Source organism: Thermosynechococcus sp. NK55a (assembly GCF_000505665.1).
Taxonomy (GTDB): domain Bacteria; phylum Cyanobacteriota; class Cyanobacteriia; order Thermosynechococcales; family Thermosynechococcaceae; genus Thermosynechococcus.
Genome location: NC_023033.1, coordinates 356,571 through 382,050, shown reverse-complemented (window position 1 = coordinate 382,050; position 25,480 = coordinate 356,571). Strand labels below are relative to the sequence as shown.

The window sequence follows — 25,480 nt, the reverse complement described above, 5'->3', positions numbered from 1 at the left end:
GCTACGATCGTGTTAGCAAAGAAAGAGGTTTTTGACAATGTTGCGGACCCATGTCGCCCTTGTGGGGGCAGCCACCTTGAGCCTAGGTCTAGCGATCGCTCCCCCGGCCTTTGCAGAACAGGAGGTGGAAGTTGCTCGCGACAGTAAGGGCCATGTTTACACCGTTGATATGGATTCCCGTCGGTTCTATACCAATCAAAATGGCATTGTCCAAGTAGATTTTCACCTCTCGACCCGTGGAGATGACTATTGGCACCCGGCAACCGCCTCCTGCGACCCCTACGATGTGAAAAGTGAGTACTACGGTTGGGAGTGGGACGGTAGCCAAAGTTATCCTCCGGGCACAATCGGCGGTGACATTGCCCGGGCGGTTTGCCATAATTAGTCGGGGCTTGCAGCGCCGATGGCTTGGGCCAGCTCGGCGGGGGCAAAAACCCCCTTCTCGGTGATAATGCCGCTAATGAGGGAAGCCGGTGTAACATCAAAGGCCGGATTGTAGAAATCCACCCCCGCAGGCGTAATACGGCTAAACCCCACCTGATAAATTTCTTGGGGATGCCGCTCCTCAATGGGAATTGCGGCCCCAGTGGCAATGTTGGTGTCAATTGTCGAAAGGGGCGCGGCAACAAAGAAAGGAATGCTGTGGGCCCGGGCGGCCAGGGCAACGCTGTAGGTGCCAATTTTGTTGGCGGTATCTCCATTCAGGGCAATGCGATCCGCCCCTACCACCACCGCATCAATCATCCCCCGCTGCATACAGTGGGCGGCCATGGTATCAGCAATCAGAGTGACAGGAATGCCCTCTTGGACACATTCCCAAGCAGTTAATTTGGCTCCCTGAAGCCGGGGCCGGGTTTCATCGGCATAGACCCGCTCTAAGCGACCCGCCGCCCAAGCGGCACGAACCACCCCTAAGGCTGTTCCATAGCCTGCTGTCGCTAGGGCCCCCGCATTGCAGTGGGTAAGGAGGCGCAATTTCTCGGGAGTTTTCGGCAGAACCTTAAGGCCGTTTTCACCAATGGCTTGACAGGCTTGCACATCTTCCTGGGCAATGGTTTGTGCAGTTTCAAGGAGGTGTTGCTGAAGTTCCCCAAGGGTGGCTGTGGGCTGTTGGGCTGCTCCTAGCATGCGATCAATGGCCCAAAATAAATTCACTGCCGTCGGCCGGGTTTGGCGCAATTCCGAAGCAATATTCTCAAGGTGGGCTAAGAAGCCCTCGCGATCGCTGCCCCTGTATTCCCGCGCTCCCAAAACCATGCCAAACGCTGCTGCCACACCAATTGCTGGTGCGCCCCGGACAATCATCGTCCGAATGGCGGTGGCCATCTCCGCTGCGGTGGTGATGTCCTTGAGTTCATACTGTTCTGGCAAGCGGGTTTGATCAATTAATTGCACGCGATCGCCCGCCCACACCACAGGAAAGATGGTTCCGACATTTGCTGTGACAGCCACAACAGCCTCCGTAGGTGCATCTAAATTGACTACTCATCATCGCCTAGGGTAAAAATTCATTTTAACCATTAGCCCGCGGCAACCAATCAACCCCTAGGCAAAGGTCAGTTCACCATTGACCTCGAGGCGGGTAAATGGGTTGGGAATTAGAAACTGCTCCCCCAAGGCCTCCGCCACACTGGGGGTAATCCAGCCGAGTTGCTTCAACAGTTGAATGGCAACGGCGTATTTGGCACGCTGGGCACCGTCACTGACCTTGATGGCTAATCCCATGCCTTCCCCCACACGCCCCACACATTGAATCCCCTCAGCCCCAGACTTACTGAGAATTTCCCCCTCCGTGAGGCGCATCAGCTCACTATCAAAGGCACCGGGGCCTGCAACAAAATCAGGGTGGTGGGTCATGGCACGAACCACGCGCTCCATTGCCCAGTCATTGCCAGAGGCGAGTTGGCCATAAAGGGTAGCCATCTGCACCAGTTGCATTAAGTAGGTGGGCGCCCCACAGTCGTCGTGGGCACAGATAAACTCGGCGGCGGGCATCTTCAGCAGTTCCGCCACCTTGGCGAGGATGAGCGTTTGAACGGGGTGATTTTTGTGGAGATAGCTTGCCAATGGCCAATTGCGCCGTTGACAAACCGCTAGCATCCCCGCGTGTTTACCCGAACAGTTGTGCTGAAGTGCCCCTTGGCGACCGGGGGGAACGGGACATTGCAAGGCGGTGGGATCCACATCGGCACGCCAAAGGATGTTAAAGACTTGGCGCACTTGCTCAATACGACCTTGGTGGGAGCTGCAGATAATCGCAAGGTCGCGATCGCTCAAATCAAACCGCTCCATTGTTCCCGTTGTCGTCACTGCCAAGGCTTGAAAGGGCTTGAGGGCAGAGCGGATAAAAGCAGCGGTTTCAGCATTTCCCGCAAGGGCAAGAATCCGTCCCCGGGCATCACAGACAACGGCATGGACATGGTGGCGCGACTCAACAATCCCTTCCCGCAGTAAGTAAACATCGAGGGCAGGAGCTTGGGTGCGTTTGGACATCGGTTCGGTCATGCGGGTAAGTGAGCAACAATATCGGCAGCAGCTACAGGAGTGCCCAACCAAGGGCAAGTCCCAAAGAAAAGATCACAAGCGCTAAAAATGTCACCTGTAACCGTTGCAAAATCGGGCGCAACTCGTAGGTATAGATCAGGCGATCTTGAGTCAATTCAGCTTCGGGTTTTTGCCATTCTTGACCATCATACCAACCCGTTTCTTCATAAACCACGGTGGGACGTTGCAGGCGATCGCCCACGTAGGCCCAACCCAACACAAGGCGCAAAAGAATGAGTAACAACAGGAAATTGGCTCCTACAGCAGCGGCCAAGAAGGTGTGAAGGGGTGCTTCTTTTAGAGAAAAGCTGGCGATCGCCACCGGTCCACTGACTAGCCAAGCCATCCCCCACAGCAGCAGCAAACGCCGTTGAAAACGCGGCCGCGGCCAACTCGACCATTCAAAAAACCAAGAGGCTTTGAGGTCACGATATTCGTTAATTGGTCGCTGATCTGCCGGAACAGGACAGAGACTCTGAGACACAGTGGCACAAGTTTAAGGACGCTGTTTCCAGCATACCAGTCTCGCTGAAATCGTGGATCGCCCCAGTGTGCATGAAATTGGGCGATCGCCCCTTACACTAGAGGATGGCAATCCCACCCTGCGTCTAGTGGGGAAACCTTTGCTGCTATATTGATTATTCCCTAATTCCCTTGCGGCACCTTGGATGGAATGGCACCATTTTGATGTTGCGCAGTTACGCCTGATTGACCAGCTGCTGGCTGGGCATCACCTGAGTCCAGCCCAGTACGATATTACACGCCGTGTGATTTATGCAACGGGGGATTTAGAATACCTGAATTTGATTGTCTATTCAGAGCAGGCTCTGCAATCTGGTGTGGCTGCCCTTGCTGCTCATACCCCGATTGTGGTGGATGTAACGATGGTACAGGTGGGGGTGCTCTCCTACACCCAAAACACCTTTGGCAATCCCATTTACTGTGGGGCAGAAACCTTCACCCGGCCGCAGCAGGAAAAATCTCGCATTGCCTTTGGTATTGAAACCTTGGCACGACGGCATCCCACGGCTATTTTTGTTCTCAGTAGTGATCATTCAGCCCTAGAACCCCTCCTGACTTTAGTGGAGGCTCAGGAAATTCGCCCCGCCTTAATTATTGACGCTGCCCCCAATTTTCTCCCCCCCACCTTGGATCGCCTGCAAAACTCTTGGGTACCCCACATTGCCATTAAGGGTTGCAAGGGGGGCGTGAGCGTTGCCACAGCAATTATGAACGGTTTACTGAAGTTGGCTTGGACGGCCTATGGTGACCCCCTTCCCTGAGGTGAATGAGTGGCTCTGTATTGGTCAAATCGTTGGTGCCCACGGCCTGCGGGGCGAGGTCAAAGTCAAGCCCTTTAGTGATTTTCCCGAACGCTTTACAGTGGCTGGTTGCCGTTGGTTGCGATCGCCCCGCCAGCCCCAGCCCTATACGGTTACCCTCCTACGGGGCCGATTTTTACCCCGTGCCGAACAGTTTGTGGTTACCTTTGCCGAAATTAGCGATCGCACCGCAGCGGAGGCGCTCAAGGGGGCAGAAATTTTAGTCCCCGCCAGCGATCGCCCACCCCTTGCGGCCAATGAATACCACCTCATGGATCTGATTGGACTGGCGGTCTATCACCAAGGTAAGCGGGTTGGCGAAGTAGTGGGCTTGGTCAATGCGGGCAATGACCTACTGGAAGTGCAGTTACTCGACCCTGCCCCAGCAGCCCCCCAATCGGTGTATATTCCCTTTGTCCCAGCCATCGTCCCGGTGGTTGATCTGGCAGCCCGAAGAATTGAAATTGATCCCCCCTTAGGGCTGTTGCCCTGATCAATCCCTACCAAAATCGTTAATAATAGGAATACTTGTATTTTTGTAGTCCCGACTCTTGAGATTATTGTTCAGTGAGCTGCCCCAACCCATCCCTTAAAGTCCCCTAATTCCACCTTGACGGTAGTCTTGACCTAGGCGAGCGCGATCGCCCTACCGTTTGCCCCTTCATAGAGATTTCAGAGCCTTTGAGAGACAGCATGAGTATTGGTAAAGTCCGCATCTATGACCTATCAAAAGAACTTAACCTAGATAATCGCGATTTATTGGCGATCTGTGAACAATTGGGGATTCCCTATAAAAGCCACAGCAGCACAATTTCCGATGCCGATGCCGATCGCATTCGCGACGCTGCTAAAACCTACCAACCCCATAGTGCCTCTCCCCATAAAGTTTCAAAAACACTGCCCCCTGTGAAGAAAGCCCCAGCCCCCCAAAAAACGCAGCAAATTGTTGCTGTGCACAGCCAAACCCGCTCTGAAATACCAGAAGCGCCCAAGCCCCAATTACAACAGCCCCCCGCTCGCCCCCAAGCGCCTACGCGGCCTACCCCCCCTGCGCCCGTTGCCACGAAGCCAGTGGAACCTGTGGCTCCCAAGCCCCCTGCCCCCCCCGCAAAACCCGAACCAACGCCACCACGTCCAGCGCCTACCTTAGTTCCCCCACCGGCCCGCCCCACCAAGAAAGAGGAAAACGTCGCTGCCACTCCCCCGCCCCGTAAGGAGCTAAAGGACCCCCCCAAAAAAGAAAAGGGGGCGATCGCCCCCGCAAAACCCAGGAGCCAAGATCGCATTGAAATTGTCCAGCGGGCCGTTCCCCCTGCCCCCGTCAAGCCCCCAGAAATAGCGCCCAAACCAGCTTTACCCGAGCTACAACCACCACCCAAACCCGTGCGGGCAGCCAATCCACCAAAGCCCGTCACCGAAACCGTTGAGGTACTCGATGACAAGTCCGTTAGCAAAGTCATCAAAGACCGCCACCGTCACAAAGACTTTGATGATGAAGAGCACAAACGGAAATCCTCCCGCGTCGTCAAATTGCGCGAAGAAATCATTGACGAAGAGGAAGAACTCGAACTCACTAGCCGTTTGGTCGGAGTACACCAAGTAACGGTTGATGTCAGTCAATCCCTGCAACGGCCCCCCAAGCCCAAGGTTCCCCGTCCCGCCCGCCCCGTTACACCAGCGGCAAAAACTGAAAAAAGCAGCGAGAAAAAACAATCCCGCCATCGCGATCGCCGTCACGGAGAACCAGCGGAAGCACCCCCACCCGATCACATTACGATTGAAGGCCCAATGTCGGTGCAGGAATTGGCCACTTTAGTGCGTCGCCCCGAGGCAGAAATCATTAAAATTCTCTTCTTTAAGGGAATTGCCGCCACCATCAACCAGACCCTTGAGATCGAAACGATCGAACTCGTGGCCAAGGAATTGGGGATCGCGGTGGAAACAGCACAGCACAAAGTCGAGGCCACAAAAGTCACTGAAATGCTGGAGTCGAGTGACCTTGATCACCTGCAACGGCGTCCGCCTGTGGTCACGATTATGGGTCACGTCGATCATGGCAAAACCACCCTCCTCGATGCCATCCGCAATGCCAAGGTTGCCCAAGGGGAAGCAGGCGGCATCACCCAACACATTGGCGCCTACCACGTGGACGTCGAACACAACGGCGAGAAACATCAGGTGGTCTTTCTCGATACCCCCGGTCACGAAGCCTTTACCGCTATGCGAGCACGGGGGGCACGGGTCACTGACATTGCCGTTCTCGTCGTTGCCGCCGATGATGGCGTACAACCGCAAACTATTGAAGCCATTAGCCACGCCAGGGCAGCCAAGGTTCCGATCATCGTCGCCATTAATAAAATTGATAAAGAGTCTGCCCAACCAGAGCGAATCAAGCAAGAACTCACTGAATACGGTCTAGTGCCCGAAGAGTGGGGCGGCGACACGATTATGGTGCCCGTCAGTGCCCTGCAACAGCAAAATCTCGATACGCTCCTGGAAATGATCCTGCTGGTGGCAGAGGTGGAGGACCTCTACGCCAATCCCAACCGCCCCGCCAAGGGCACCGTCATTGAAGCCCACTTGGATCGGGCGCGGGGACCAGTGGCCACATTGCTGGTACAAAACGGTACACTGCGGGTCGGTGATATTTTAGTGGCGGGTGCCTGTTTTGGTCGGGTTCGCGCCATGATTGATGATCGCGGCCAGCGGGTCGAGGCAGCAACCCCCTCCTTTGCAGTCGAAGTCTTGGGTCTGGCAGATGTCCCTGCTGCGGGAGATGAATTTGAAGTCCTCAGCGATGAAAAAGCCGCCCGTGCCCTTGCAGAGGAGCGCGCCGCCGCCCAACGTCAATCCCGCCTTGCCCAAGCCGCCGCCGCCCGGCGGGTCTCCCTCACTTCCTTGTCTAGCCAAGCCCGCGAAGGGGAACTCAAGGAACTCAATCTCATTCTCAAAGCTGACGTTCAAGGTTCGGTTGAGGCGATTTTAACGGCCCTCAACCAACTGCCCCAAGATCAAGTGCAGTTGCGGATTTTGTTGGCGGCCCCCGGCGAAATTACCGAAACCGATGTTGACCTTGCCGCTGCCAGTAGTGCCGTCATCATTGGCTTTAATACTACCCTCGCTTCAGGAGCACGCCAAGCAGCGGAGCAGCACAACGTGGATATCCGCGAATACAACATCATCTATAAGCTCCTTGATGATATTCAAGGGGCAATGGAGGGGATGCTGGAACCCGAACTGGTGGAGGAAGAACTGGGTCAAGCAGAAGTGCGAGCTATCTTCCCCCTCAGCAAAGGCATGGTGGCCGGCTGTTATGTCCTCAATGGGAAGCTGGTGCGCAACTGCAAAGTACGGGTGCTGCGCCAGCAAAACACCATTCACACGGGGATCTTGAGTTCGCTCAAACGCATGAAGGAGGATGTCCGCGAGGTTGCGGCTGGCTATGAATGTGGTGTACGCCTGGATGATTTCCAACAATGGCAGGAAGGAGATATTATTTACGCCTTTCAAACAGTAACAAAACGTCGTAGTCTTGGCAGTGGGGGTGATAGAAACTAAACCGGGGCTGGGTTGATCCGATACAATAACCCTCAACTCATGCTCAACCTCATACAAGGACAGCGCTATGGAGTTGCACCGCCGCACGTTTTTGCGTTGTGTAGCGCAGGGAATGGGGGCGATGGCGATCGCCACAGGCAGTAAAAGCCTCCTCACAGCCTGTGCCGGTAATGTAGATTCAACCTCCAGAACCTCAACCACGGGCACCATCTCCAGCAGGGGTCTCCTCAATCCGGGTACATTGGTTTGGGGGGCTGAGGCCATTGAGGGTGCTCCCTACGTTTTTTATGACCCTACTGATCCCAAAAACTTAGTTGGCTTTGAGGTGGAAATTGCCGCTGCGATCGCCCGCTTGATGGGAGTTAAGGCCCTATTCGTTGACACTGGGTACGAACAACTGCTGGTTGCCCTTGCTGCCAACCGCTTTGATATCATTCTCAACGGTTGGGAAATCACCCCCGATCGCCAGGGCCTTCAACTCTTTTCCCAGCCCTACTATCGCTATGGCCAACAGATCGTAGTCCGAGCCGATGATCCCCGCTTCGAACAATACACTTCTACTAGGGAAGTCAGCCTTGCCAATCTGGCTGGCATGACCGTTGGCACTGGCATTGACTACAAAGCCCAAGAAATTCTTGAAGGGGATAAAAAATTAAAACCCGTACCTACTCTAGTAACAACCTGATCTTTGATGAGTTGGCTCAGGGGCGCCTTGATGCCGTGATGCTAGACTTTCCAATTGTTGCCTACTACGTTCTTGGCACCGGTCCGGGGGGCAAAGTAAACAATCACCTACGGCTAATTGGTGTCCCAATCTTTTTGAATAACTATGTTATTGCCTTTAACAAAAACAACCCCAAAGCAGAAACCCTCAAGACAGAGATTGACCAAGCCCTTGATATCCTCAAGAAAGATGGCACACTGCGCCGCATCTACGAAAAGTGGAACATGTGGAATGATCAACAGGCGCAAATTGGTATTGTTTAAGCAGTAGCAACCGGTGTAACCCAAAATCCTCGATGGCTGACCATCCCCCTTTCTGTTTCTGCACTGGCCAGGGCTTGGCAATACTCCCATGATTACCCATGCGGTGTTGGTGCAGTGTGAGTCCACATGAACCTTGCAACTGCAGTGAATACCTAGACAGCGGGAGTGGCAGCCTTGGCACTTCCCTATGGCGCCTTAGGAATTTTATGAATTTGCCGATCGCGGGGTGGGGGCGCCGTTTGGAGCAGCGGCTAAAAGCTAGAATATCCTAAGACTTGCCCATTCTGGAGCCGTTTTCCCTGTGAGCGATCGCCTACGCCTGACCCACTTACCCAGTCTCACCACAGAACAGGACGGCCAAGATGTCATCCGGGGTCTGACTCAGGAACCCAAGTCTCTTCCCTCCTACTATTTCTATGATGCTGCGGGATCGCGCCTCTTTGAACAAATTTGTGAGTTACCGGAATACTACCCCACTCGTACAGAATTGGGCATTTTAAAGACCGCCGCCGGGGCGATCGCCCAACTCACGGGCGCCTGTGAACTTGTGGAACTGGGAAGCGGTAGCGATCGCAAGATTCGCCTCCTCCTGTCCGCCTATACTCAAGTGCAATCCCATCTTTACTACTGTCCCATTGATGTCAGCAGCTCGATCCTCAAGACCAGTGCCATGGCTCTTCTTGCCGATTACCCCCAGCTGAGCATTCATGGCCTTGTTGGCACCTATCAAGTAGGCTTAGAGCACCTACCACCCCCCTTAGCCCCCCGCCGCTTGCTCTGCTTTCTCGGTAGTACAATCGGCAACCTTTCCCCCAGCGAATGCCAGACCCTGTTTCAACAGGTGCATCGGGTTCTTAAGAAAGGGGACTATTTCCTGCTGGGCGTGGATCTCATCAAAGACACGAGTATTTTGCTTTCTGCTTACAACGATGGCCAAGGGGTGACGGCTGCTTTTAACCGCAATATCCTCCATCACCTCAATTGGCGCTTTCAAGGAAATTTTCAGCCCGAAGCCTTTGCCCATCGCGCCATCTATAACCCAATTGCCCAGCAAATTGAAATGTATCTAGATTCGCAACAGAGACAAGCCGTTACCTTGGCTGCCCTTGATTTTCAGTGCACCTTTGCTGCTGGTGAACCAATTCTCACCGAAATTTCCCGCAAGTTTGACCTTACTGCCCTCAAGGAGGCATTCACCGCTGCCGGGTTCCAATGGATCAACACCTTTACTGATCCTCAGCAGTGGTTTGCCCTCTGCCTTTGCCAAGTGTAGAGCGAAGGCTCTAGGAATTAGGTTAGAATCAGGGAGAAAAGCGGCGTTGATAGCTCAGCCTGGAAGGATTCTATGCCCATCGGAGTACCCAAAGTCCCCTACCGGATGCCCGGTGAACCCTACACCCAGTGGATTGACATCTATAACCGTCTCTATCGCGAGCGGATTATTTTCCTGGGTAAAGAAGTGGATGATGAGATTGCCAACCAAATTGTGGCGGTGATGCTCTACCTTGACTCCGAAGATCCGGGCAAAGACATCATGCTCTACATCAACTCCCCGGGTGGCTCCGTCACCGCCGGTATGGCAATTTACGACACGATGCAACATATTAAATCGGATGTCGTCACTATCTGTGTCGGTCTGGCTGCCTCGATGGGGTCTTTCCTCCTTGCAGCTGGCACCAAAGGCAAGCGGTTGGCACTCCCCCACTCCCGCATCATGATTCACCAGCCCTCCGGTGGCACCCGTGGCCAAGCAACGGATATTGAAATCGAGGCTCGCGAAATTTTACGGGTACGGCGCCAACTCAATGAGCTCTATGCCTACCATACGGGCCAGCCCCTGGAAAAAATTGAGCGGGATATGGATCGCGACTTCTTCATGTCCGCTGAAGAGGCAAAAAACTACGGCCTGATTGATCGGGTGATTGAGGAGCGTGCTAACTAGCCTGCCCAAAGGGGTTATCTAAGATGTTATTGAGGTATTGAGACTTATGATGTGGCGATCGCTGAAGCGTGCCATTGACATGGGCTTATCGGTGAGCAGTCTGCCTCTTCTTTTGGGTACCCTGATTGCAATGGGAACAGTTCAGCCAGTGCGTGCCCAGGGCGCCAGTCCTCTGCCGCCAGAGATGATGAAAACCACAGTTGAGCAGATGAGTGATGCCCTTGCAAAATACGTATCAGGGGCTAGTTGCGCCGATATTGCCCAGTTGATCCAAATGCTTCCCACCAATAGCAGCAATTCAGCGCCTGATCCTAGCTCGATTATGGGTGCGGTCATGCTCTCGATTAAGAACAGCCCTGAGCTTCAACTCATTATTGCCTCGCGGGTAGGACCACCCTTGATTAGTAAAACCATAGAGTGCAACATGATTTCCCCCGAACTCCTACTGAAGGTGATGAGTCAATCCCCCTCTACACTCTAAGGAGCAATCTATGAGTTGGCGTGCCACCACCACTGTGCCGGATCGTATCTTCGCCAGTTTAGCCTATCTACTACCCCTGTTCTACGTCATGCCCTTTGGCGGCTTTTTATTTGAGCTATTTCCGCCGCTGCAAGCATTAGTCTTGGTGGTACTGCCCGTTGCCTTAATCTACTCAATTCCCTTTGCGGGGCTACTCGTTTTTATGCTTCTGTACCTGCTGGTGGTACGCAATAACCGTGTGAGTCTCTTTATTCGCTACAACACAATGCAAGCACTGTTGATGGGGATTGTGTTGTTTATTGCCCAACTGCTAATAGAACTCCTTGTCCGCATTGCTAGTTTTGACCTGTTGATTAAGGTGCTCTTCAACTTTATCTTTATTGCCACAGTGATTGGCGTTGTCTATGGGGTGGTGCAGTCTGTGCGCGGCATCTATGCCGAAATTCCCACACTCTCAGATGCGACAAAAAGCCAAGTGTTTTAGGGGATGCGAGGAAGTCCCTCATCCCGTATGATCAGAAGTTGACGCTACGAAAAACACAACATCATGGAAACACTCAAGATTACCGTTTATGTCGTTGTAACCTTCTTTGTACTGCTGTTTGTTTTCGGGTTCCTCTCGGGTGACCCAGCTCGTAATCCCAAGCGCAAGGATCTCGAGTAATCCTCGCCAAAGGGGGCAGGCATCGGGTAAGGTAACTAGGCAGTGGTCGTGAGGAAGTTTGACCGTTGTTGTTCTTACCCCTTTTTGTTAGTCTGCCCCCCCCTACCCAACCCGCAGAATTGACAGCGGTTATCGGCACCTCACAAGCAGACTTACTTGGAACAACGGTAGCCCCTGATCTAAGCAATACAACGCCGATCAGCCCTGAGCCAAGACCTGATTTTACAGCCCCCTTTCCCCTGGGGCAGGCAAATGCTGAAACCTCTGTTGTCCGTGATCAACCCTTAGAGGTGACCGCGGATCGCCAAGAATTTGACCTGCTGCGGCGGTTATTCAATGCCATTGGCAATGTTTTCCTGCGATTCAAGGAAGCCGAACTTAGCGCCGATCGCATTCAAACGGATATTGACGCCCAAATTCTGGTGGCGGAAGGGAATGTAACAATTACCCGCGGTGATCAAGTCCTACAGGGCGATCGCTTGGAGTATAACCTGAGACTGGATCAAGGCTCCCTCACGAATGCCCGCGGCGTTGTCAGTGCTGCCAGGGTGAATCGGGACTTGAACCTGACCCTTTCTCCTGACTCTCTACCCCCTAGGACTCTCCCCGGCTTTGGCCAACAGCAGGTGGAGCCCCAAGCCGCCGCCACGGAAAGCTTGGATCGCCTGCGCTTTGAGGCCGATCGCTTGGAGTTTGATGGCCGCCGTTGGTTTGCAACTAATCTTCGGATCACCAATGACCCCTTTAATCCTCCGGAACTTGAAGCACGGGCACAGGAAGCAATAGCAGAACCCCTTGTCCGTGCCGATGATGAAACCCTGCTAAAAGTTCGACGAGGCAGGATTGTTTTTGATCAGCGCGTGGCTTTACCCATTGTCCTGCGGCAATTTGTTGTGGGTCGTCCCTATGAGATTCTGCCCTTTGAGTTTGGCTATGATGAGCGCGATCGCGGTGGGCTATTTCTTCTCTATCGCTACAGAGCAATCAATACCCCCAATACCCAAGTCACTTTTCTACCATCCATTTATCTAGAACGGATCGTTAGCAATGACTTTAATTTCTTTGACGCCAATAGTTATGGCGGGGCGATCGAAGTGGGGCATCGCTTCACCTCCCAAACCCGCCTGCGGGGTTACGGTTTCTTAAACACCCTAGACCCCAGTGATTGGCCACGTACCTCACGGGCAGGAATAGACCTGTTCCACAATCTTGGTGCACGCCATCTCCTGACCGTGTCTGCCATTTATCGCCAGCGCGTCTTTAATTCCCTTGGGGAGCAGGAAATTAGCAGTAGCCTTGGGGGCACGCTCAGTGGTACAGACATTCCCTTAACTCAAGGCCTAGCCCTCAATTATCTGGTGGGAGGACAATACGTCACGGCCGCCAGCGATGATCCATCCCTACCCCCTAAGCCCAGCCTAGGCCGTCTTCAAGCTGCCGCAAGTCTTAACTGGGCCCTGCCCCTTTGGCGGGGTACCCCCCTACCGCCGACACAAACCCAAGGGCTGCGCTATAGCCCACGTCCTGTACAACCCTTCCTGGAGTTTTATAGTCAGTTGGGCGGTGCAGCTAACTACTACACCAATGGCAGTACTCAACCCGCCTTAGTTGCAGGGGCAGGTTTTCGCGGTCAAGTGGGTCATTTTTCCCGCAACTGGTTGGATTACACAAGTTTTAATCTGGGATTTACACAGACGCTGGGGGAGCCATCCTCACCATTTATTTTTGATCGTATTACTGATTTTAGTGTCTTGAATGTGGGATTGTTGCAGCAGGTTTACGGTCCTCTGCGAGTAGGGACACAGATGAAAATTAATGTGGACACGGGCCGGATCTTTGATACAGACATCATTGTGGAATATAGTCGGCGCACCTATGGGGTGATTTTTCGCTATAACTTGGATAATCGGCTGGGTGCGATTCTATTTCGTATCAATGGATTTAACTGGCGCGGCAATGCGGATCCCTTTTCCAGTCCTGGACTGGGCACAGTAACTGATGGTGTGATTCGCTCTAATTAGGATCTAATTAGGAGGATGCCCCTATGCCAACACCCAATGGACGTGTTTTTCCAGATTTGGCTGCCCTGACGACGGCGGCAAGGCAGTTTGTTCTTGAGCAGGCGAGGGGGGCGATCGCCCAACGAGGACGATTCACAGTTGCTTTAGCCGGTGGTAAGACACCCAAACCCCTCTACGAAAGCCTGGTTGGTGCGGATACTCCTTGGTTACAGTGGTATGTTTTCTGGAGCGATGAACGCTATGTGCCCCTCGATCATCCCGATAGCAATGCGGGGATGGCCCTTCAGGCGTGGCTCAATCATGTACCGATTCCTAGAGACCAGATTCACCCAATGCCCACGGAGGATGCGGATCCGCAGACCGCTGCCGATCGCTATGAGCAACTCCTGCGCCAAACCTTTGGCACCCCTGAAGGAGAATTTCCCAGCTTTGATCTGATTTTGTTGGGGATGGGGCCCGATGGCCATACGGCTTCCCTTTTTCCCCACACAACAGCCCTGACGGTGAGCGATCGCCTGATGACCGTGGGCAACAAGGATGGTCAGTCTCGCCTGACGTTTACCGTTCCCCTGATTAACCATGCCCGCCAAATTCTTTTTCTTGTGAGCGGCGCTAATAAACAAACTGCCCTGCGCCATATTTTTGCCGATACCGGTGATCCCCATCTCTATCCGGCGCGGCTGATTACTGGCAATGCCCTTTGGTTTTTGGATGAGGCGGCCGCTGAGGGTGTCCTTGAAAATGCCTAGGCTGTGGGCCTGCCCCGTTCGTGAATGGCCTGAATAATAGCGGTATTGGCTTTGGGGAAGGGAAACTGCTGCAATTCCTCAGGGGTCACCCAACGGATGGCATCGCATCCCAGAGGCTGAGGAGTTCCTGAAAGATGCTGACAGTAGTAAACATAGAGCGTTACCCGGAAATGGGTATAGGCATGATCAATGTCAATTAGGTGCTCGCCAACACGAATCTCAATCCCCAATTCCTCACGAATTTCCCGCTGAATACATTCCTGAACCGTCTCGTTGGGTTCAATTTTGCCCCCCGGAAATTCCCATAGTCCTCCCAATAGACCCGTCGGTGGCCGGCGATCGATGAGAATCTGACCTGTCTCATTCCAAATCACCGCGACGCCAATCTTTTTGTGGGGTAAGGGGGAACGGCTCATTTTGCGAGGAATCTCATGGGTTAACTGGTGGCGATGGGCCAAGCAATGGCGCTGCCAAGGACAAGCATGACACAGGGGTTGGCGGGGTGTACAGATCGTTGCCCCCAGATCCATGAGGGCTTGATTAAAATCGCGGGGAGACTGGGGACACAGCAGTTGTGCTGACCACTGCCACAGTTGGGCTTCCGCTTGCTTTGGGGGAACCGTGAGTCCGTAAAGACGGGCAAGAACCCGTTTGACATTGCCATCGAGGATAGGCTGGGGTTGGTTGAAGGCGGCACTCAGGATCGCACCTGCAGTACTGCGGCCAATTCCCGGTAATGCCACCACAGCTTCGTAGGTGCGGGGAAACTTGCCGGCGTGATGGGTCATGATCTGTTGGGCAGCGCGATGTAAGTGCCGTGCCCGTGCATAGTAACCGAGTCCCTGCCACAGTTTCAGAACCGTTTCTAGCTCCGCGGCGGCCAAATCGGGAAGGGTGGGAAAGGTGGCCAGCCAACGCTGGTAGTAGGGAATCACCGTGGCCACTTGGGTTTGCTGGAGCATGATTTCTGAGACCCAGATGGCGTAGGGATCGCGCGTGTGCCGCCAAGGTAAGTCCCGCCCCTGCTGCTGATACCAATTTAAGAGGGCAAAACGAAGGGCAGGTAATGCGTACCCGCCCCCCCTGTCCTGTACCGTTGGCATGGATTATTTGCTGTCTTCCGCTTGAGCCGCTGCTTGGAGCGATCGCTCGAACTCAAGGCGTTGTTCGGCACCTCGCAGGAAGTAACCACTCATCATTGCCGAAGCCAAGAGACGCCCAAGGTGCTCCCGATTGGTTGTAATGGAAACCTCAAACCCCTCCGGTGGCAAGTAGCCCAGCAGGTTACCAATGTGGCGTTCCATCACAATAGCCATTTCTGGCGACGCGGGACGGGACAGGCGAGCCACCACTTCTGCATCCAAACTTTGCAGATAGTTCCAGAGGGAATCGGCACTTTCCTGAAGGTTGCGAGGGTTCATGGTTGGCTCCATAAAGTGTCCTCCCAAAGAGATAGTGTGGTCCACAGGTGTTGTTGCCTGCGATAACCTAGATTTAATCTAGCAGCGGTGAATTTTAAGTAGGGGGTGGGAGAACCGATCTCCGCAGGTCTCATTTTCCGCCCTGTTTTTATTATTATTCAAGTACTGAAAATAGGGTTGTACTTGGAAAGTCTCTATGACGGAGCATGATTTGTTTGACCTTGCGCCCTACATTGATCATACCCAGCTGGACCCCTTGGCAACCAGAGCGGATATTGAACGTTGCTGTGGGGAGGCCGAGCAATGGAAGTTTGCTGCTGTCTGTGTGATGCCCGTATGGGTCAAGACTGCAGCCCAATTACTCCATCGTACACCTGTGAAAGTCTGTACTGTCATTGGCTTTCCCAGTGGTGCCCACACCAGTCCGACCAAACTCTATGAGGCGCAAGAGGCGGTTGACAGTGGCGCAACGGAATTGGATGTGGCCATTAACTGGGGTTGGCTGAAGGAGGGAAACACAGAGGCTGTCTATCGCGATATTGCCCAAATCTGTGCTGAAACGGGGGTGACGGTCAAGGCAATTTTGGAAACCACAGTGCTCACGGAGGCAGAAAAGCAACTGGCGGTGGATATTTGCTTGGATGCTGGGGTGGCCTTCCTGAAAACCAGTACTGGCTGGCGCGGTGGGGCAACGGTTGCCGATGTGCGTCTTCTTAAGCGCCTGAGTCGCGATCGCGTGGGCATCAAGGCCTCTGGCGGCATTCGTACCCGTGAGCAAGCCCTTGAACTCATCAATGCGGGTGCCACGCGCTTGGGCACCTCCCGCAGTCTCGACTTGATGCAAGTCTAGCTATTCACCGGTGATGGCAAGGGGACTCACCCACACGGGCGGACAACAGCCGTAGGGGGTGATTTCCACCTCAGTGCCCAGATGGCAGATATTTTTCAGCAGGCTGCGAATGTCTCCAGCTACAGTGGCTGCTTCAATACTAATGGCTTCGCCGTTGCGCAAGAGCCAACCGTCAAAGGGCAAGGAAAATGAGCCTTGGAGCGCTTTAACACCGGCGTGCAGGGCATGAAGTTCATCAATCCAGACAAGGCCATCGGCGCGATCGCCCCCTGCGCCCGCGGCAACATCGTAGAAGTGACCACTCACCGTCACCTTTGCTCCCAGGTTGGCATGCCCCGTGGGTTGGGTTTGAAAACGGCGGGCAGTACCGGCACTGTGGTAGAGACCTGTGAGAACCCCCTGCTCAATCAAAGGGATGCGGCGGGTGGGTGTGCCTTCGCCATCAAACAGGGGTTGACCGACATTTTCAGGGTGGCGAGCGTCATCATAGATGCTCAGAAGGGGGCTAGCGATCGCCTGATGCAGAGACTCCGGTGTGGAGAGGCTCTGGCGATCCAAAATGCTTTGGGCATTAAAGAGATTGCTAAAGGCGTTGAGCAAGCTGAGGAAGGCAGCGGCCGAAAACAGTACCGGGTATTGACCCGAAGCAATGGGTTCATAGGCCAGATGGCGAAGGGTTTTGTCGGCCACCTCATCAATGCAGCCGGCAATATCTAAATGTTCAAGGTCGGGACTCAGGCGAATGGCACCCGCACTGCGGGGTTTGCGACCCGCCTCATCGGTTTTGCTGTAGAGGTAGAGGGTGGTGGTGGTGGTGGTTTGTTGGCGATTGGCGCCCTCACTGTTGAGATAAAAGCGTTCGAGGCGCCGCTGACTGAGGCCATTGTAGGGGACACTGGCGATCGCCGGATGTCGGCTCAGCAGTTCTCGCTCCGCAGCAATCAATTGATCCAAGAGGGTTTTTGCCGAAGCAAGGGGCACATCAGGTGTCGTTACCGTTGTCTCGCCAAGGGGTGCAGTGGCCAGGGGGCTAAAGTCGGGGATGTCCTCTGTCACCCCAAAGGCACTGGCCTCTTTTGCCATTTCTAGGGCGGTTTCCAGACCGCGATCGTCCAATTGGGTGGTACTGGCCACCCCTAGGCGACCTGCTGAGTTCCACACGCGCACGGTAATACCCGATCGCTGGGAGGCCTTCACCTGTTTGGGTTCTCCCTGCTGCACTTGGACACTCACCTCATCCACATGGGAGCCACCCAGGTCAAACTTCTCAATACCAAGGCGGCGGGCAATCGTTGCAACTCGCTCGTGAAGGGTGGATGCACAGGTCAAGGTTGCCGTCATGACGCTCGGTTTAATTAATAAATCTTAAAACTATTCTAACCCTATCCTCGCCACTGCGGGCGATCGCCCCAATGGGCAAAAAATCACCATTTCTCGCTAAGATTTTTGGAGCAAGGTCAATCGCGAGAAAAAACCATGGTGCAACCATCCTTGGGGCTTGATGGTGACGGTGAATGGTTGGGGGGAAAATCACCCCAGTGGTCTGAGCGCCGTGCCCGCCTTGAAGAACTAATTGTGACACTGCGAATTGCCGATGAATTGGCGGCTGGTAAATACTTGATTACTAGTGGCGAATTGGCAGAATTGATGGATGTGCACGCCAGTGCCGTCACCAGTCGCGGTGAAGAATGGGTATGGCGCAACTGGCAGATCTCGCGGGTACGCCGTGAAAGCAACCAAATTCTCTGGCAATTGGAACGCATTGATGTTGCCAAAGAGCAGTCCTCAGAATTGCCCCCGACCTAGTTTGCGAGTGAATCATGGATCTGGAATTTCCCCTGGAGTGCTTTGACTACGACTTGAGTACCACTGCCTTGGCGCACTTTCTGAATGCCGATCAGTTGGCTGTGGATACGGAAACAATGGGCTTGAATATCCCCCGCGATCGCCTGTGTTTAGTGCAGGTGTGTGACCCCGAAGGACAAGTGGCAGTGGTCAAGATTGGCCGCGGACAAAAAGAAGCACCCCACCTTCAGCAACTCCTAGAGCACCCCCGCATTACCAAAATCTTCCACTATGCTCGCTTTGATCTGGCCACATTGCGCTACCACTTGGGTATCCGTGTTCATCCTATCTTCTGCACCAAAATTGCCAGCAAGATTGCCCGTACCTATTCACCCCGCCACGGCCTTAAGGATTTGGTTTTGGATTTGCTGGGGGTGGAAATTGATAAATCGGCCCAAAGCTCTGACTGGGGCAATGCCATGGCACTGCGGGAAGATCAACTGCGTTATGCCGCCAATGATGTGCGCTATCTCATTCCTCTGCGGCAGCAACTAACCGCGATGTTAAAACGGGAAGAACGCTTTGAGTTATTCCAGACGGCCCTAAGTTGCCTGCCTGCGATCGTTGATCTGGACTTGGCAGGTTACACCCAAGTCTTTGAACACGGCTAGAAACGGATCAAGACTTGAAACAGAGCTGGGCTGGCAACGCTCACAAAAGGGGCACCCATCGCAGTATTGCTGCCTCTTCGCTTCGGGAACTTGGGGTAAGTTTTGCCCCTGTTCATAGGCTCGCAGCCATTGGCGCAATTGACTAAAACACTGCTGTAGCATCTGGCGGGTTTCCTCATGCATTGCCTCTCCGTAGGGAAAGGTATAGAAATTCGCCCCCTTCTCTCCTCGAGGAAACCAGTAGGTCATGGAAATCTGGCTGGGGGAGTAGGGACTGGTGGCAGCTAAAAGATAACAGTAGAGGCGAGTCTGCCAATGGTGGATGAGGATTTCTGGGGCGGGTGGGTGGGCATGGCTTTTCCAGTCGAGGATTTGTGCTTGCCCTTGGCCAAAAATCACGTAGTCATAAATGCCCACAAGGGTAAACTCCTGCCAGCCCAGACTGCGCAGATGTTCTGCTTCCCCTTGACCTGCAATCATCGGCGGTGGGGTTGCTTGAAAGGCCGCAAACCAGGATTTTAATTCGGGCTGAACCTCAAGAATAGGGCTGACATCGAGTCCTTGAAAATGTTGTTGGAGCAAGCGGTGGAAGTCGCGACCGCGCTTTTGGGCTGCCGTTTGGATCAAGTGTGTGGCCTCTGGCAGCATCAAGCTCTCAAGATAGCGGTACTGATATCGCCGTGGACAGGTTTGCAGAGTGCGCAGATGGGCTTGGGAAAGTTCCATGGCCTAGATCCAACCCAATAGTGTCATGATGCCGTAGAGAATCCACAGCGTGGCAGTGGCGATCGCCCAATAGGGAGCTGCCCACAATCGTTTTCGTTGGTGGTCTGGGGAGTGCCACTCTTGGACTTCCACAAAGGGCAGGGTACCCCGTCGAAACCAACCGCGAATCACTAGCGATCGCCCCGACAAGGTTTTGAGATAGGCTGGCTCAAGGATTGGCCAAATCGGCCCCCAAGCTCTATGCCAGCAGCGCAGCAGAAACAAGCCATGATCCGTCTCCAGCCACAGGTGCTGTCCGAGGCCATTGCGCAAGCCCTTAGCTGCACACAACCTTCCCTTCAGCTCCACGGTGATACTGTCGAGGGGCAGGGCCGAGGGATAATGGAGGAGTTGACTCAGGGTGTAGGTTTGCGGTTGTCGCAGGGGATAGTAGGCATTGAACCGCAGAAGCAGACCTAAACCAATACCAATGGCAATGAAGCCCCGCGCCAGCGTCAACCCATCGGCTAACCACCAAAGGGGAAATGCGACCGGACCCAGCCACAGGGCAAGTTGGCCAATACCTGTGAGTATGAGGGCGACAACAAGGCCGGCGATCGCCCCCCAGAAGGGAGCAAGTTGTTGCCAAGCCCGTTGACAGCGAGGGGAGGAGGCAGAGGGTAGGGAAAGCAGGGGATCCAGTTGCCATTGCCGCGCATAGGTCATCAGGGCTTGCAGGCGCAGTCCAAGGGGACGATGGGAAGAGGTCAAGCGAAACCAATACCGCAGAGGGTGGGCGGTATCCCACTGGAGCAGCACTGGCCAATCGAGGGGTTGATCGCCCCACAGGGCAGCTTGGGTGGGGTTTAGAGGCAGAAGCAGGCGCAGGGATTCTAGGGAAGCACCGATTTCGCCTTGGGCACGCACGGCCGTTGCTGTGACTTCCATGAGGCGCAACCAAGCCATCACAAGGGTATTGGGATTCCCCACCAGGGCGGCGGCTTGGCGATCGCTATAGTACTGCCGCAGTTGATTGCTCCAAAAGCAGAGCAATTCTAGCCCCCGAAATAGGAGATAACTCCCCTGACTCAGGAGGGCACACAAACCATAAACCGTTCCCCTAAGGAGTCTTTGTTGCCACTGGCGGCTGTAGGGAGGTGCATGGCGATCCCCCCAACGGCTACACCAATAGTAAACGTCATAGGGCAGTTGCAACAGCAGTACAAGGGGCGTTACTAGCGTATTGAGCCCCAGCCGCAGTTGGGCAATTTCAGTGGCCATTAGAGCCAGCAGTTCCTCCCTAGAGAGCGATCGCAACAAACCTTCGCTGACAATAATTCGCCGCTGCCACCGTCCATAGCTAAAAATCACCGGTGCTGCCGTCATCAGACAGGCCACTTGGGGACGGGGTTGCCACCATGACCACGGCAAACGCCCCAAGAGCATCACCGTTTCGGGACTATACTCCTCAAGTTCGCCAGGACTAACAGGACGCAGACCATAACAGGCGCTCAATCGCCACGACCACAGCCAACTGCCGCCACTGAGCAGCCCCAGCCCCAAGCAACCCACCAAAAACCACGCCATCAGCCCTTCCCAGCCCTGCAGGACTCCCAGTTGCTCATTGACCTCACTGAGAATGACAGCAATCACCCCTTGCAGCAGCCAAGCAATTAGCAGCAGTGTTGCCCCCTGGCTTAGCCACAGATAGATGCGAGGCACCTGCCGCAGTTCCATGGGTGGATTGGAAGCCTTTGCCGCAACAAATACAAGATGGGGGGAGGTCGGTTCCTCATCCATATAGCGTTCTAGTGCTGGTAGATGTTTTTGTGCCCAAGCCCGAATTGGTGGCAGGGGCGATCGCGCCAAGAGTTGGCACAGATCAATGGCCTCCTGCCATTGGTGAGTGTGGGCATAGGCTTTAATCAGGTGCAGGTGAGCCTTCAGACCTTCGCGGCGTTGACCGTAGCTGGCAATGACTGCTTTGAAGGCAGCGATCGCCAGTTGATAATCGCCGCGATTAAAGGCAGCCAAACCCGCAACATAGCGAGGATCTAGGCGAAAATCAGATTCTGGATCAGGCATATCCAAGTATTCCCTAGCTCACGGTTGCTGGTTACCACCGAGGGCATGGGCTTTCAAATCCTCTAGGGAGACATACTCAAGGGCACTGACATGGGTGGCCTCTAGAATCACAGGGGGAGCAACACCTGCTTCAAGGGCTTCACGCCAACGGGAGGCACACAGACACCAGCGATCGCCCGGTTTCAACCCCGGAAATTGATAGGCAGGCACAGGGGTCGAAAGATCATTGCCCCGCGAACGGGTAAACGTGAGAAATGCTGTCGTCATTTCTGCACAGACCACATGGGCACCGACATCCCCCGCCCCCGTCCGACAAAAACCATCCCGATAGAATCCTGTGAGTGGATTTTGACAGCAGCACTCTAAGGGGGTTCCCAACACATTCATTGCCGTCATCACAAATGTCCCCAAGTCCTTAACTCTCAGTTTAGCCATAGCATAGAAATTTCTTGAATGTCCTGATTGCACCCAATTGCTTTGCCATCAGCTAAACTAGGAGACGGTACCCTTACCATCCTAACTTGGTCTATGCCGAGTGTTGTTCCTCAAGAACGGCAACAGGTTACCCGCAAACACTACCCCAACTACAAAGTCATTGTCCTTAACGATGACTTCAATACCTTTCAGCACGTGGCTGCCTGTTTGATGAAGTACATTCCCAACATGACCAGCGATCGCGCTTGGGAATTAACGAACCAAGTCCATTACGAAGGCCAAGCCATTGTTTGGGTGGGTCCCCAAGAACAGGCAGAACTGTACCATGAGCAACTTTTGCGGGCGGGCCTGACAATGGCGCCCCTCGAACCCGAATAAGGATTGTTATTTATCAGTCCTTTATAAAGGGTGTTAGGGTGTTATCACGGCTATTAAAAACTTTGAATCCTGTTACCTTTCTTCATATGTCAGGATAAAAGGTAGTCCCAGAGATTGAGGAACTGCCTATGCCCGTCACTACGACCAAACGCCCACCCCGCTTAACCCTGCAGGTGTTGGACATTGCCCCTGAGACGACGGCAATTCGTTGCCTAGATTGGGATCGCGATCGCTTTGATATTGAGTTTGCCCTTGAAAACGGCACCACCTATAACTCGTTTCTAATCAAGGGTGAACGCATTGCCCTTGTGGATACTTCCCATGCCAAATTTGGCGATCGCTACCTCGATCAACTCTGGCAACTAGTGAACCCCAGTGACTTGAACTATCTCATCGTCAGCCACACCGAACCCGATCACAGTGGCCTCGTCAAGGACGTATTGACCAAAGCCCCCCATGTAACCGTGGTGGCCTCAAAGGTGGCATTGCAGTTTCTTGGGGATTTGATCCATCAGCCCTTTAGTCAGCAGCAGGTGAAAAATGGCGATCGCCTTGATTTAGGGAAAGGGCATGTTCTTGAGTTTGTCATGGCACCGAATCTCCACTGGCCAGACACCATCCTCACCTACGACCACGGCACCCAGACGCTCTTTACCTGCGATGTCTTTGGCGCTCACTTCTGCAACGATGATCCCTTTGACAGCGAGCCAGAACTGCTGGCGCCAGATTTCAAGTTCTACTACGACTGTCTCATGGGGCCCAATGCCCGCTCTGTTCTCTCCGCCTTCAAGCGCCTAGAACCCCTGCCACCGGTGCAGCTCGTTGCCACTGGTCACGGTCCGCTATTGCGCCATCATTTGGATCAATGGCTGGAGTCCTACCGCAATTGGAGCCAAGAGCAGGCTAAGGCCGCTACAACCGTAGCCATTTTCTATGCTGCCAACTATGGCTATAGCAATGCCTTGGCAGAGGCCATTGAACGGGGTGCCGCCAAAACAGGGGTGGTGGTTGAAAAAATGGATCTGCTCACGGCTGAACCTCAAGATATTCGTGAACTGACGGAGATTGCCGCTGGAATTATTATCGGCACACCACCGGCGACCGCTGTGGCTCAAACGGCCCTCAGTACAATTCGCGCTGCCGCCCACGCCAAACAGGCCATTGGTGTCTTTGAAAGTGGCGTGGCCGATGCTGAACCCGCCTATCCGCTGCTCAACCAATTTCGGGATGCCGGTCTAGTGCCCTCATTTCCAGTGATTCAGGTAACCGCCACCCCCACCGACGCCCTCTTTCAACAGGCGGAAGAAGCAGGCACTGACATGGGTCAATGGCTGTTGCGCGATCGCACAGTCAAGCAAATGAAGGCCCTAAACACTGATCTCGATAAGGCCCTTGGTCGCCTCAGTGGCGGCCTGTACATTATCACAGCCCAAAAAGGCGCCATTAACAGTGCCATGTTGGCCTCTTGGGTAGCGCAGGCCAGTACCGAACCCTTGGGGGTTTCCATTGCCGTGGCCAAGGATCGGGCAATTGAGTCATTTCTGCATGTGGGGGATACCTTTGTCCTCAACGTTCTCGAAGAGGGGAACTACCAACCCCTGATGCGCCATTTCCTGAAACGATTCCCCCCAGGGGCCGATCGCTTTGCCCATGTGAAAACCTATCCCGCCAGTAATGGCAGTCCGATTTTGGCCGACGCCCTTGCCTATCTGGAATGCACTGTTGTCAGTCGTCTGGATGCCCACGATCACTGGATTGTCTATAGCACCGTTGACAGTGGCCGCGTTTCCAAGCCCGATGGCATGACCGCTGTTCACCATCGCAAAGTAGGGAACCATTACTAAACTCGACGAGGGGGGCGATCGCCCCCGGCTAAAATTGCGCTAAACTAGGTTTGCTGCGGACGTGGCGGAATTGGCAGACGCGCTAGATTTAGGTTCTAGTACCGCAAGGTGTGTGGGTTCAAGTCCCTCCGTCCGCACTCTAGAATCTGATCCAGACTCCTGCAAATAATAGGCAATTGCTTTCTTTTGTATAAATCGAAAAATGTTGTAAAAACCATTCACCCGCGAGGGGGTTAGGCTAATTTCGAGGCCCGTTCGCTGAATAAAATCAGGCTTTAACTGGAGGATTTCTGCCGGAGTCAAGCCATTTACCCCCTCGATTAACAGCCCCACTAATCCCTTAGTGAGCTGGGAGTCAGAATCTCCCTGAAAGATCACTTTCCCCTCCTGCAAACTAGCAGTCACATATACCTGAGAGACGCAGCCGGGAACTTTATTTTCCGGTACCTTTTGCTCCTCAGGGAAAGGGGGTAGGCACCTCGCAAATGAAAGTAGATACTCATAGCGCCGTCGCTGCTCTGGGATCTGTTGAAAACGTTGGACAATCTGCTCAAGACGGGGAGGCAAGGGCTGGAAAAAAGGTGACATGGCGATTCTAGCAACGAGCTGGCGACAGAAAGTGAAAATCATTTTCACTTCGATTATACCTTCACTTGCCTAGGGAGACCCCCTGTGACCCCCCATCGGCTGCCTGGGCTAAACTTAAAACCTACAATGACATTCCCAGATCCGGATTCATCACCCAAAGTTGTTACTTCTATTGAGCAAGAGCTGGCTTCCTTGGGATTTGCTTTGATATCCCCGCTGGGTTATGCTATGGTTCACTTAGTTGCTCGGTTCTGGTGGGGATCAGCCATCAGACGTAAGGGGGAAAGTGCAGTGTGAATCTGCCGCTGTCCCGCAGCTGTGAGGAGAGATATCCCTCTCTAAGTCAGAATGCCCGCCGAGTGGTCAACCCGATACGTCAACATCTGCGAGGTACAGATGATAAAAGCAAGTTTTTTTGATTTCTATTACTGTCGAACTTCAAGCTTTGAC

General features: G+C 53.9%; 27 protein-coding genes, 1 tRNA gene, 1 pseudogene and 1 riboswitch. Of the genes and pseudogenes, 19 read left to right on the top strand and 10 right to left on the bottom strand.

Translation table 11 applies throughout. From position 1 onward, the window contains the following. The first annotated feature begins 37 nt into the window (after window positions 1-37). Complete coding sequence (locus tag NK55_RS01880) at window positions 38-385, top strand: hypothetical protein (RefSeq protein ID WP_024124148.1); 348 nt, start codon at window positions 38-40, stop codon at window positions 383-385. On the opposite strand, the gene mtnA is transcribed toward NK55_RS01880, so the two are convergent. The 3 genes from mtnA to NK55_RS01865 all read right to left on the bottom strand — a co-directional run bounded on the left by mtnA (window position 382) and on the right by NK55_RS01865 (window position 3,028). Beyond that, a complete protein-coding gene (mtnA, locus tag NK55_RS01875; protein ID WP_024124147.1) occupies window positions 382-1,452 on the bottom strand; it encodes an S-methyl-5-thioribose-1-phosphate isomerase in 1,071 nt (356 codons plus the stop codon). The two genes, NK55_RS01880 and mtnA, sit on opposite strands and share 4 nt — an antisense overlap. A gap of 93 nt (window positions 1,453-1,545) precedes the next feature. Further along, the gene (locus NK55_RS01870; RefSeq protein ID WP_255325291.1) at window positions 1,546-2,493 is read right to left on the bottom strand and encodes an asparaginase; all 948 of its coding nucleotides are present in this window, start codon (window positions 2,491-2,493) and stop codon (window positions 1,546-1,548) included. A 43-nt stretch (window positions 2,494-2,536) separates the two neighbouring features. Continuing rightward, window positions 2,537-3,028 carry a CGLD27 family protein gene (locus NK55_RS01865; RefSeq protein ID WP_024124145.1) on the bottom strand — a complete coding sequence of 164 codons (492 nt, stop codon included), beginning with the start codon at window positions 3,026-3,028 and terminating at the stop codon, window positions 2,537-2,539. Between the two features lie 184 nt (window positions 3,029-3,212). On the opposite strand from NK55_RS01865, the gene NK55_RS01860 reads away from it, so the two are divergent. The 12 genes from NK55_RS01860 (at window position 3,213) to pgl (ending at window position 14,268) form a co-directional block, all read left to right on the top strand. Beyond that, complete coding sequence (locus NK55_RS01860) at window positions 3,213-3,827, top strand: precorrin-8X methylmutase (protein ID WP_024124144.1); 615 nt, start codon at window positions 3,213-3,215, stop codon at window positions 3,825-3,827. After that, window positions 3,808-4,359, top strand: a complete 552-nt coding sequence (rimM, locus tag NK55_RS01855) for a ribosome maturation factor RimM (protein WP_024124143.1) — start codon at window positions 3,808-3,810, stop codon at window positions 4,357-4,359. The genes NK55_RS01860 and rimM overlap by 20 nt, the downstream gene beginning before the upstream one ends. Window positions 4,360-4,559: 200 nt before the next feature. After that, on the top strand, window positions 4,560-7,424 hold the full coding sequence (gene infB, locus NK55_RS01850; protein WP_024124142.1) for a translation initiation factor IF-2: 2,865 nt from the start codon (window positions 4,560-4,562) through the stop codon (window positions 7,422-7,424). A gap of 67 nt (window positions 7,425-7,491) precedes the next feature. Further along, window positions 7,492-8,109: an ABC transporter substrate-binding protein gene (locus NK55_RS13950; RefSeq protein ID WP_255325290.1), complete on the top strand. Its 618-nt coding sequence runs from the start codon at window positions 7,492-7,494 to the stop codon at window positions 8,107-8,109. A gap of 38 nt (window positions 8,110-8,147) precedes the next feature. After that, on the top strand, window positions 8,148-8,411 hold the full coding sequence (locus NK55_RS13945) for a hypothetical protein (RefSeq protein ID WP_398507961.1): 264 nt from the start codon (window positions 8,148-8,150) through the stop codon (window positions 8,409-8,411). A 301-nt stretch (window positions 8,412-8,712) separates the two neighbouring features. After that, window positions 8,713-9,684, top strand: a complete 972-nt coding sequence (egtD, locus tag NK55_RS01840; RefSeq protein WP_024124141.1) for an L-histidine N(alpha)-methyltransferase — start codon at window positions 8,713-8,715, stop codon at window positions 9,682-9,684. Window positions 9,685-9,756: 72 nt separating this feature from the next. Then, a complete protein-coding gene (locus NK55_RS01835; RefSeq protein ID WP_041428943.1) occupies window positions 9,757-10,353 on the top strand; it encodes an ATP-dependent Clp protease proteolytic subunit in 597 nt (198 codons plus the stop codon). Between the two features lie 46 nt (window positions 10,354-10,399). Then, entirely contained in the window at window positions 10,400-10,834 is a 435-nt protein-coding gene (locus NK55_RS01830; protein ID WP_157869627.1) for a hypothetical protein, read from the top strand. Between the two features lie 10 nt (window positions 10,835-10,844). Continuing rightward, window positions 10,845-11,318 carry a Tic20 family protein gene (locus NK55_RS01825; RefSeq protein WP_024124138.1) on the top strand — a complete coding sequence of 158 codons (474 nt, stop codon included), beginning with the start codon at window positions 10,845-10,847 and terminating at the stop codon, window positions 11,316-11,318. A 63-nt stretch (window positions 11,319-11,381) separates the two neighbouring features. Continuing rightward, a complete protein-coding gene (locus NK55_RS01820; protein ID WP_024124137.1) occupies window positions 11,382-11,498 on the top strand; it encodes a photosystem II reaction center protein I in 117 nt (38 codons plus the stop codon). 68 nt (window positions 11,499-11,566) lie between these two features. Further along, window positions 11,567-13,519 (top strand): DUF3769 domain-containing protein, encoded by a 1,953-nt coding sequence (locus NK55_RS01815; RefSeq protein WP_225871775.1) that lies wholly within the window; start codon window positions 11,567-11,569, stop codon window positions 13,517-13,519. A 23-nt stretch (window positions 13,520-13,542) separates the two neighbouring features. After that, window positions 13,543-14,268, top strand: a complete 726-nt coding sequence (pgl, locus tag NK55_RS01810; RefSeq protein ID WP_024124135.1) for a 6-phosphogluconolactonase — start codon at window positions 13,543-13,545, stop codon at window positions 14,266-14,268. On the opposite strand, the gene mutY is transcribed toward pgl, so the two are convergent. Next, on the bottom strand, window positions 14,265-15,371 hold the full coding sequence (mutY, locus tag NK55_RS01805) for an A/G-specific adenine glycosylase (RefSeq protein ID WP_024124134.1): 1,107 nt from the start codon (window positions 15,369-15,371) through the stop codon (window positions 14,265-14,267). The genes pgl and mutY overlap by 4 nt on opposite strands. A gap of 3 nt (window positions 15,372-15,374) precedes the next feature. Beyond that, window positions 15,375-15,689: a DUF760 domain-containing protein gene (locus tag NK55_RS01800; protein WP_225871774.1), complete on the bottom strand. Its 315-nt coding sequence runs from the start codon at window positions 15,687-15,689 to the stop codon at window positions 15,375-15,377. A 196-nt stretch (window positions 15,690-15,885) separates the two neighbouring features. Between NK55_RS01800 and deoC the strand changes: the two genes are divergently transcribed. Then, complete coding sequence (gene deoC, locus NK55_RS01795) at window positions 15,886-16,539, top strand: deoxyribose-phosphate aldolase (protein ID WP_024124132.1); 654 nt, start codon at window positions 15,886-15,888, stop codon at window positions 16,537-16,539. Here the strand turns inward: deoC and NK55_RS01790 are convergent, their stop codons facing one another. Next, window positions 16,540-17,880 (bottom strand): TldD/PmbA family protein, encoded by a 1,341-nt coding sequence (locus tag NK55_RS01790; protein ID WP_024124131.1) that lies wholly within the window; start codon window positions 17,878-17,880, stop codon window positions 16,540-16,542. It abuts the gene before it with no gap. A gap of 135 nt (window positions 17,881-18,015) precedes the next feature. Here NK55_RS01790 and NK55_RS01785 point away from each other — a divergent pair, with 135 nt between their 5' ends. Together NK55_RS01785 and NK55_RS01780 are read left to right on the top strand one after the other, a co-directional pair. Then, window positions 18,016-18,345, top strand: coding sequence for a hypothetical protein (locus tag NK55_RS01785; protein WP_011056925.1), 330 nt, complete (start codon window positions 18,016-18,018; stop codon window positions 18,343-18,345). A gap of 14 nt (window positions 18,346-18,359) precedes the next feature. Next, window positions 18,360-18,995 (top strand): ribonuclease H-like domain-containing protein, encoded by a 636-nt coding sequence (locus tag NK55_RS01780; protein ID WP_024124130.1) that lies wholly within the window; start codon window positions 18,360-18,362, stop codon window positions 18,993-18,995. On the opposite strand, the gene NK55_RS01775 is transcribed toward NK55_RS01780, so the two are convergent. From NK55_RS01775 to NK55_RS01765, 3 genes are read right to left on the bottom strand one after another with little or no spacing between them, the layout of a single operon-like run. Continuing rightward, window positions 18,927-19,721 carry a PD-(D/E)XK nuclease family protein gene (locus NK55_RS01775; RefSeq protein ID WP_024124129.1) on the bottom strand — a complete coding sequence of 265 codons (795 nt, stop codon included), beginning with the start codon at window positions 19,719-19,721 and terminating at the stop codon, window positions 18,927-18,929. The genes NK55_RS01780 and NK55_RS01775 overlap by 69 nt on opposite strands. 3 nt (window positions 19,722-19,724) lie before the next feature. Next, entirely contained in the window at window positions 19,725-21,785 is a 2,061-nt protein-coding gene (locus NK55_RS01770; protein WP_024124128.1) for a zinc metalloprotease HtpX, read from the bottom strand. Between the two features lie 18 nt (window positions 21,786-21,803). After that, on the bottom strand, window positions 21,804-22,220 hold the full coding sequence (locus NK55_RS01765) for a DUF2237 family protein (protein ID WP_024124127.1): 417 nt from the start codon (window positions 22,218-22,220) through the stop codon (window positions 21,804-21,806). Between the two features lie 93 nt (window positions 22,221-22,313). On the opposite strand from NK55_RS01765, the gene clpS reads away from it, so the two are divergent. The 3 genes from clpS (at window position 22,314) to NK55_RS01750 (ending at window position 24,579) form a co-directional block, all read left to right on the top strand. After that, the gene (clpS, locus tag NK55_RS01760) at window positions 22,314-22,598 is read left to right on the top strand and encodes an ATP-dependent Clp protease adapter ClpS (RefSeq protein WP_011056930.1); all 285 of its coding nucleotides are present in this window, start codon (window positions 22,314-22,316) and stop codon (window positions 22,596-22,598) included. A gap of 128 nt (window positions 22,599-22,726) precedes the next feature. Then, window positions 22,727-24,442 carry a diflavin flavoprotein gene (locus tag NK55_RS01755; protein WP_024124126.1) on the top strand — a complete coding sequence of 572 codons (1,716 nt, stop codon included), beginning with the start codon at window positions 22,727-22,729 and terminating at the stop codon, window positions 24,440-24,442. Window positions 24,443-24,497: 55 nt separating this feature from the next. After that, window positions 24,498-24,579 (top strand) — tRNA-Leu (locus tag NK55_RS01750). 22 nt (window positions 24,580-24,601) lie between these two features. Here the strand turns inward: NK55_RS01750 and NK55_RS12290 are convergent. Next, window positions 24,602-25,030, bottom strand: a pseudogene (locus NK55_RS12290) (SufE family protein); the annotation flags it as partial. A 229-nt stretch (window positions 25,031-25,259) separates the two neighbouring features. Continuing rightward, a riboswitch (cobalamin riboswitch) is annotated at window positions 25,260-25,405 on the top strand. The last annotated feature ends 75 nt before the right edge of the window (window positions 25,406-25,480 follow it).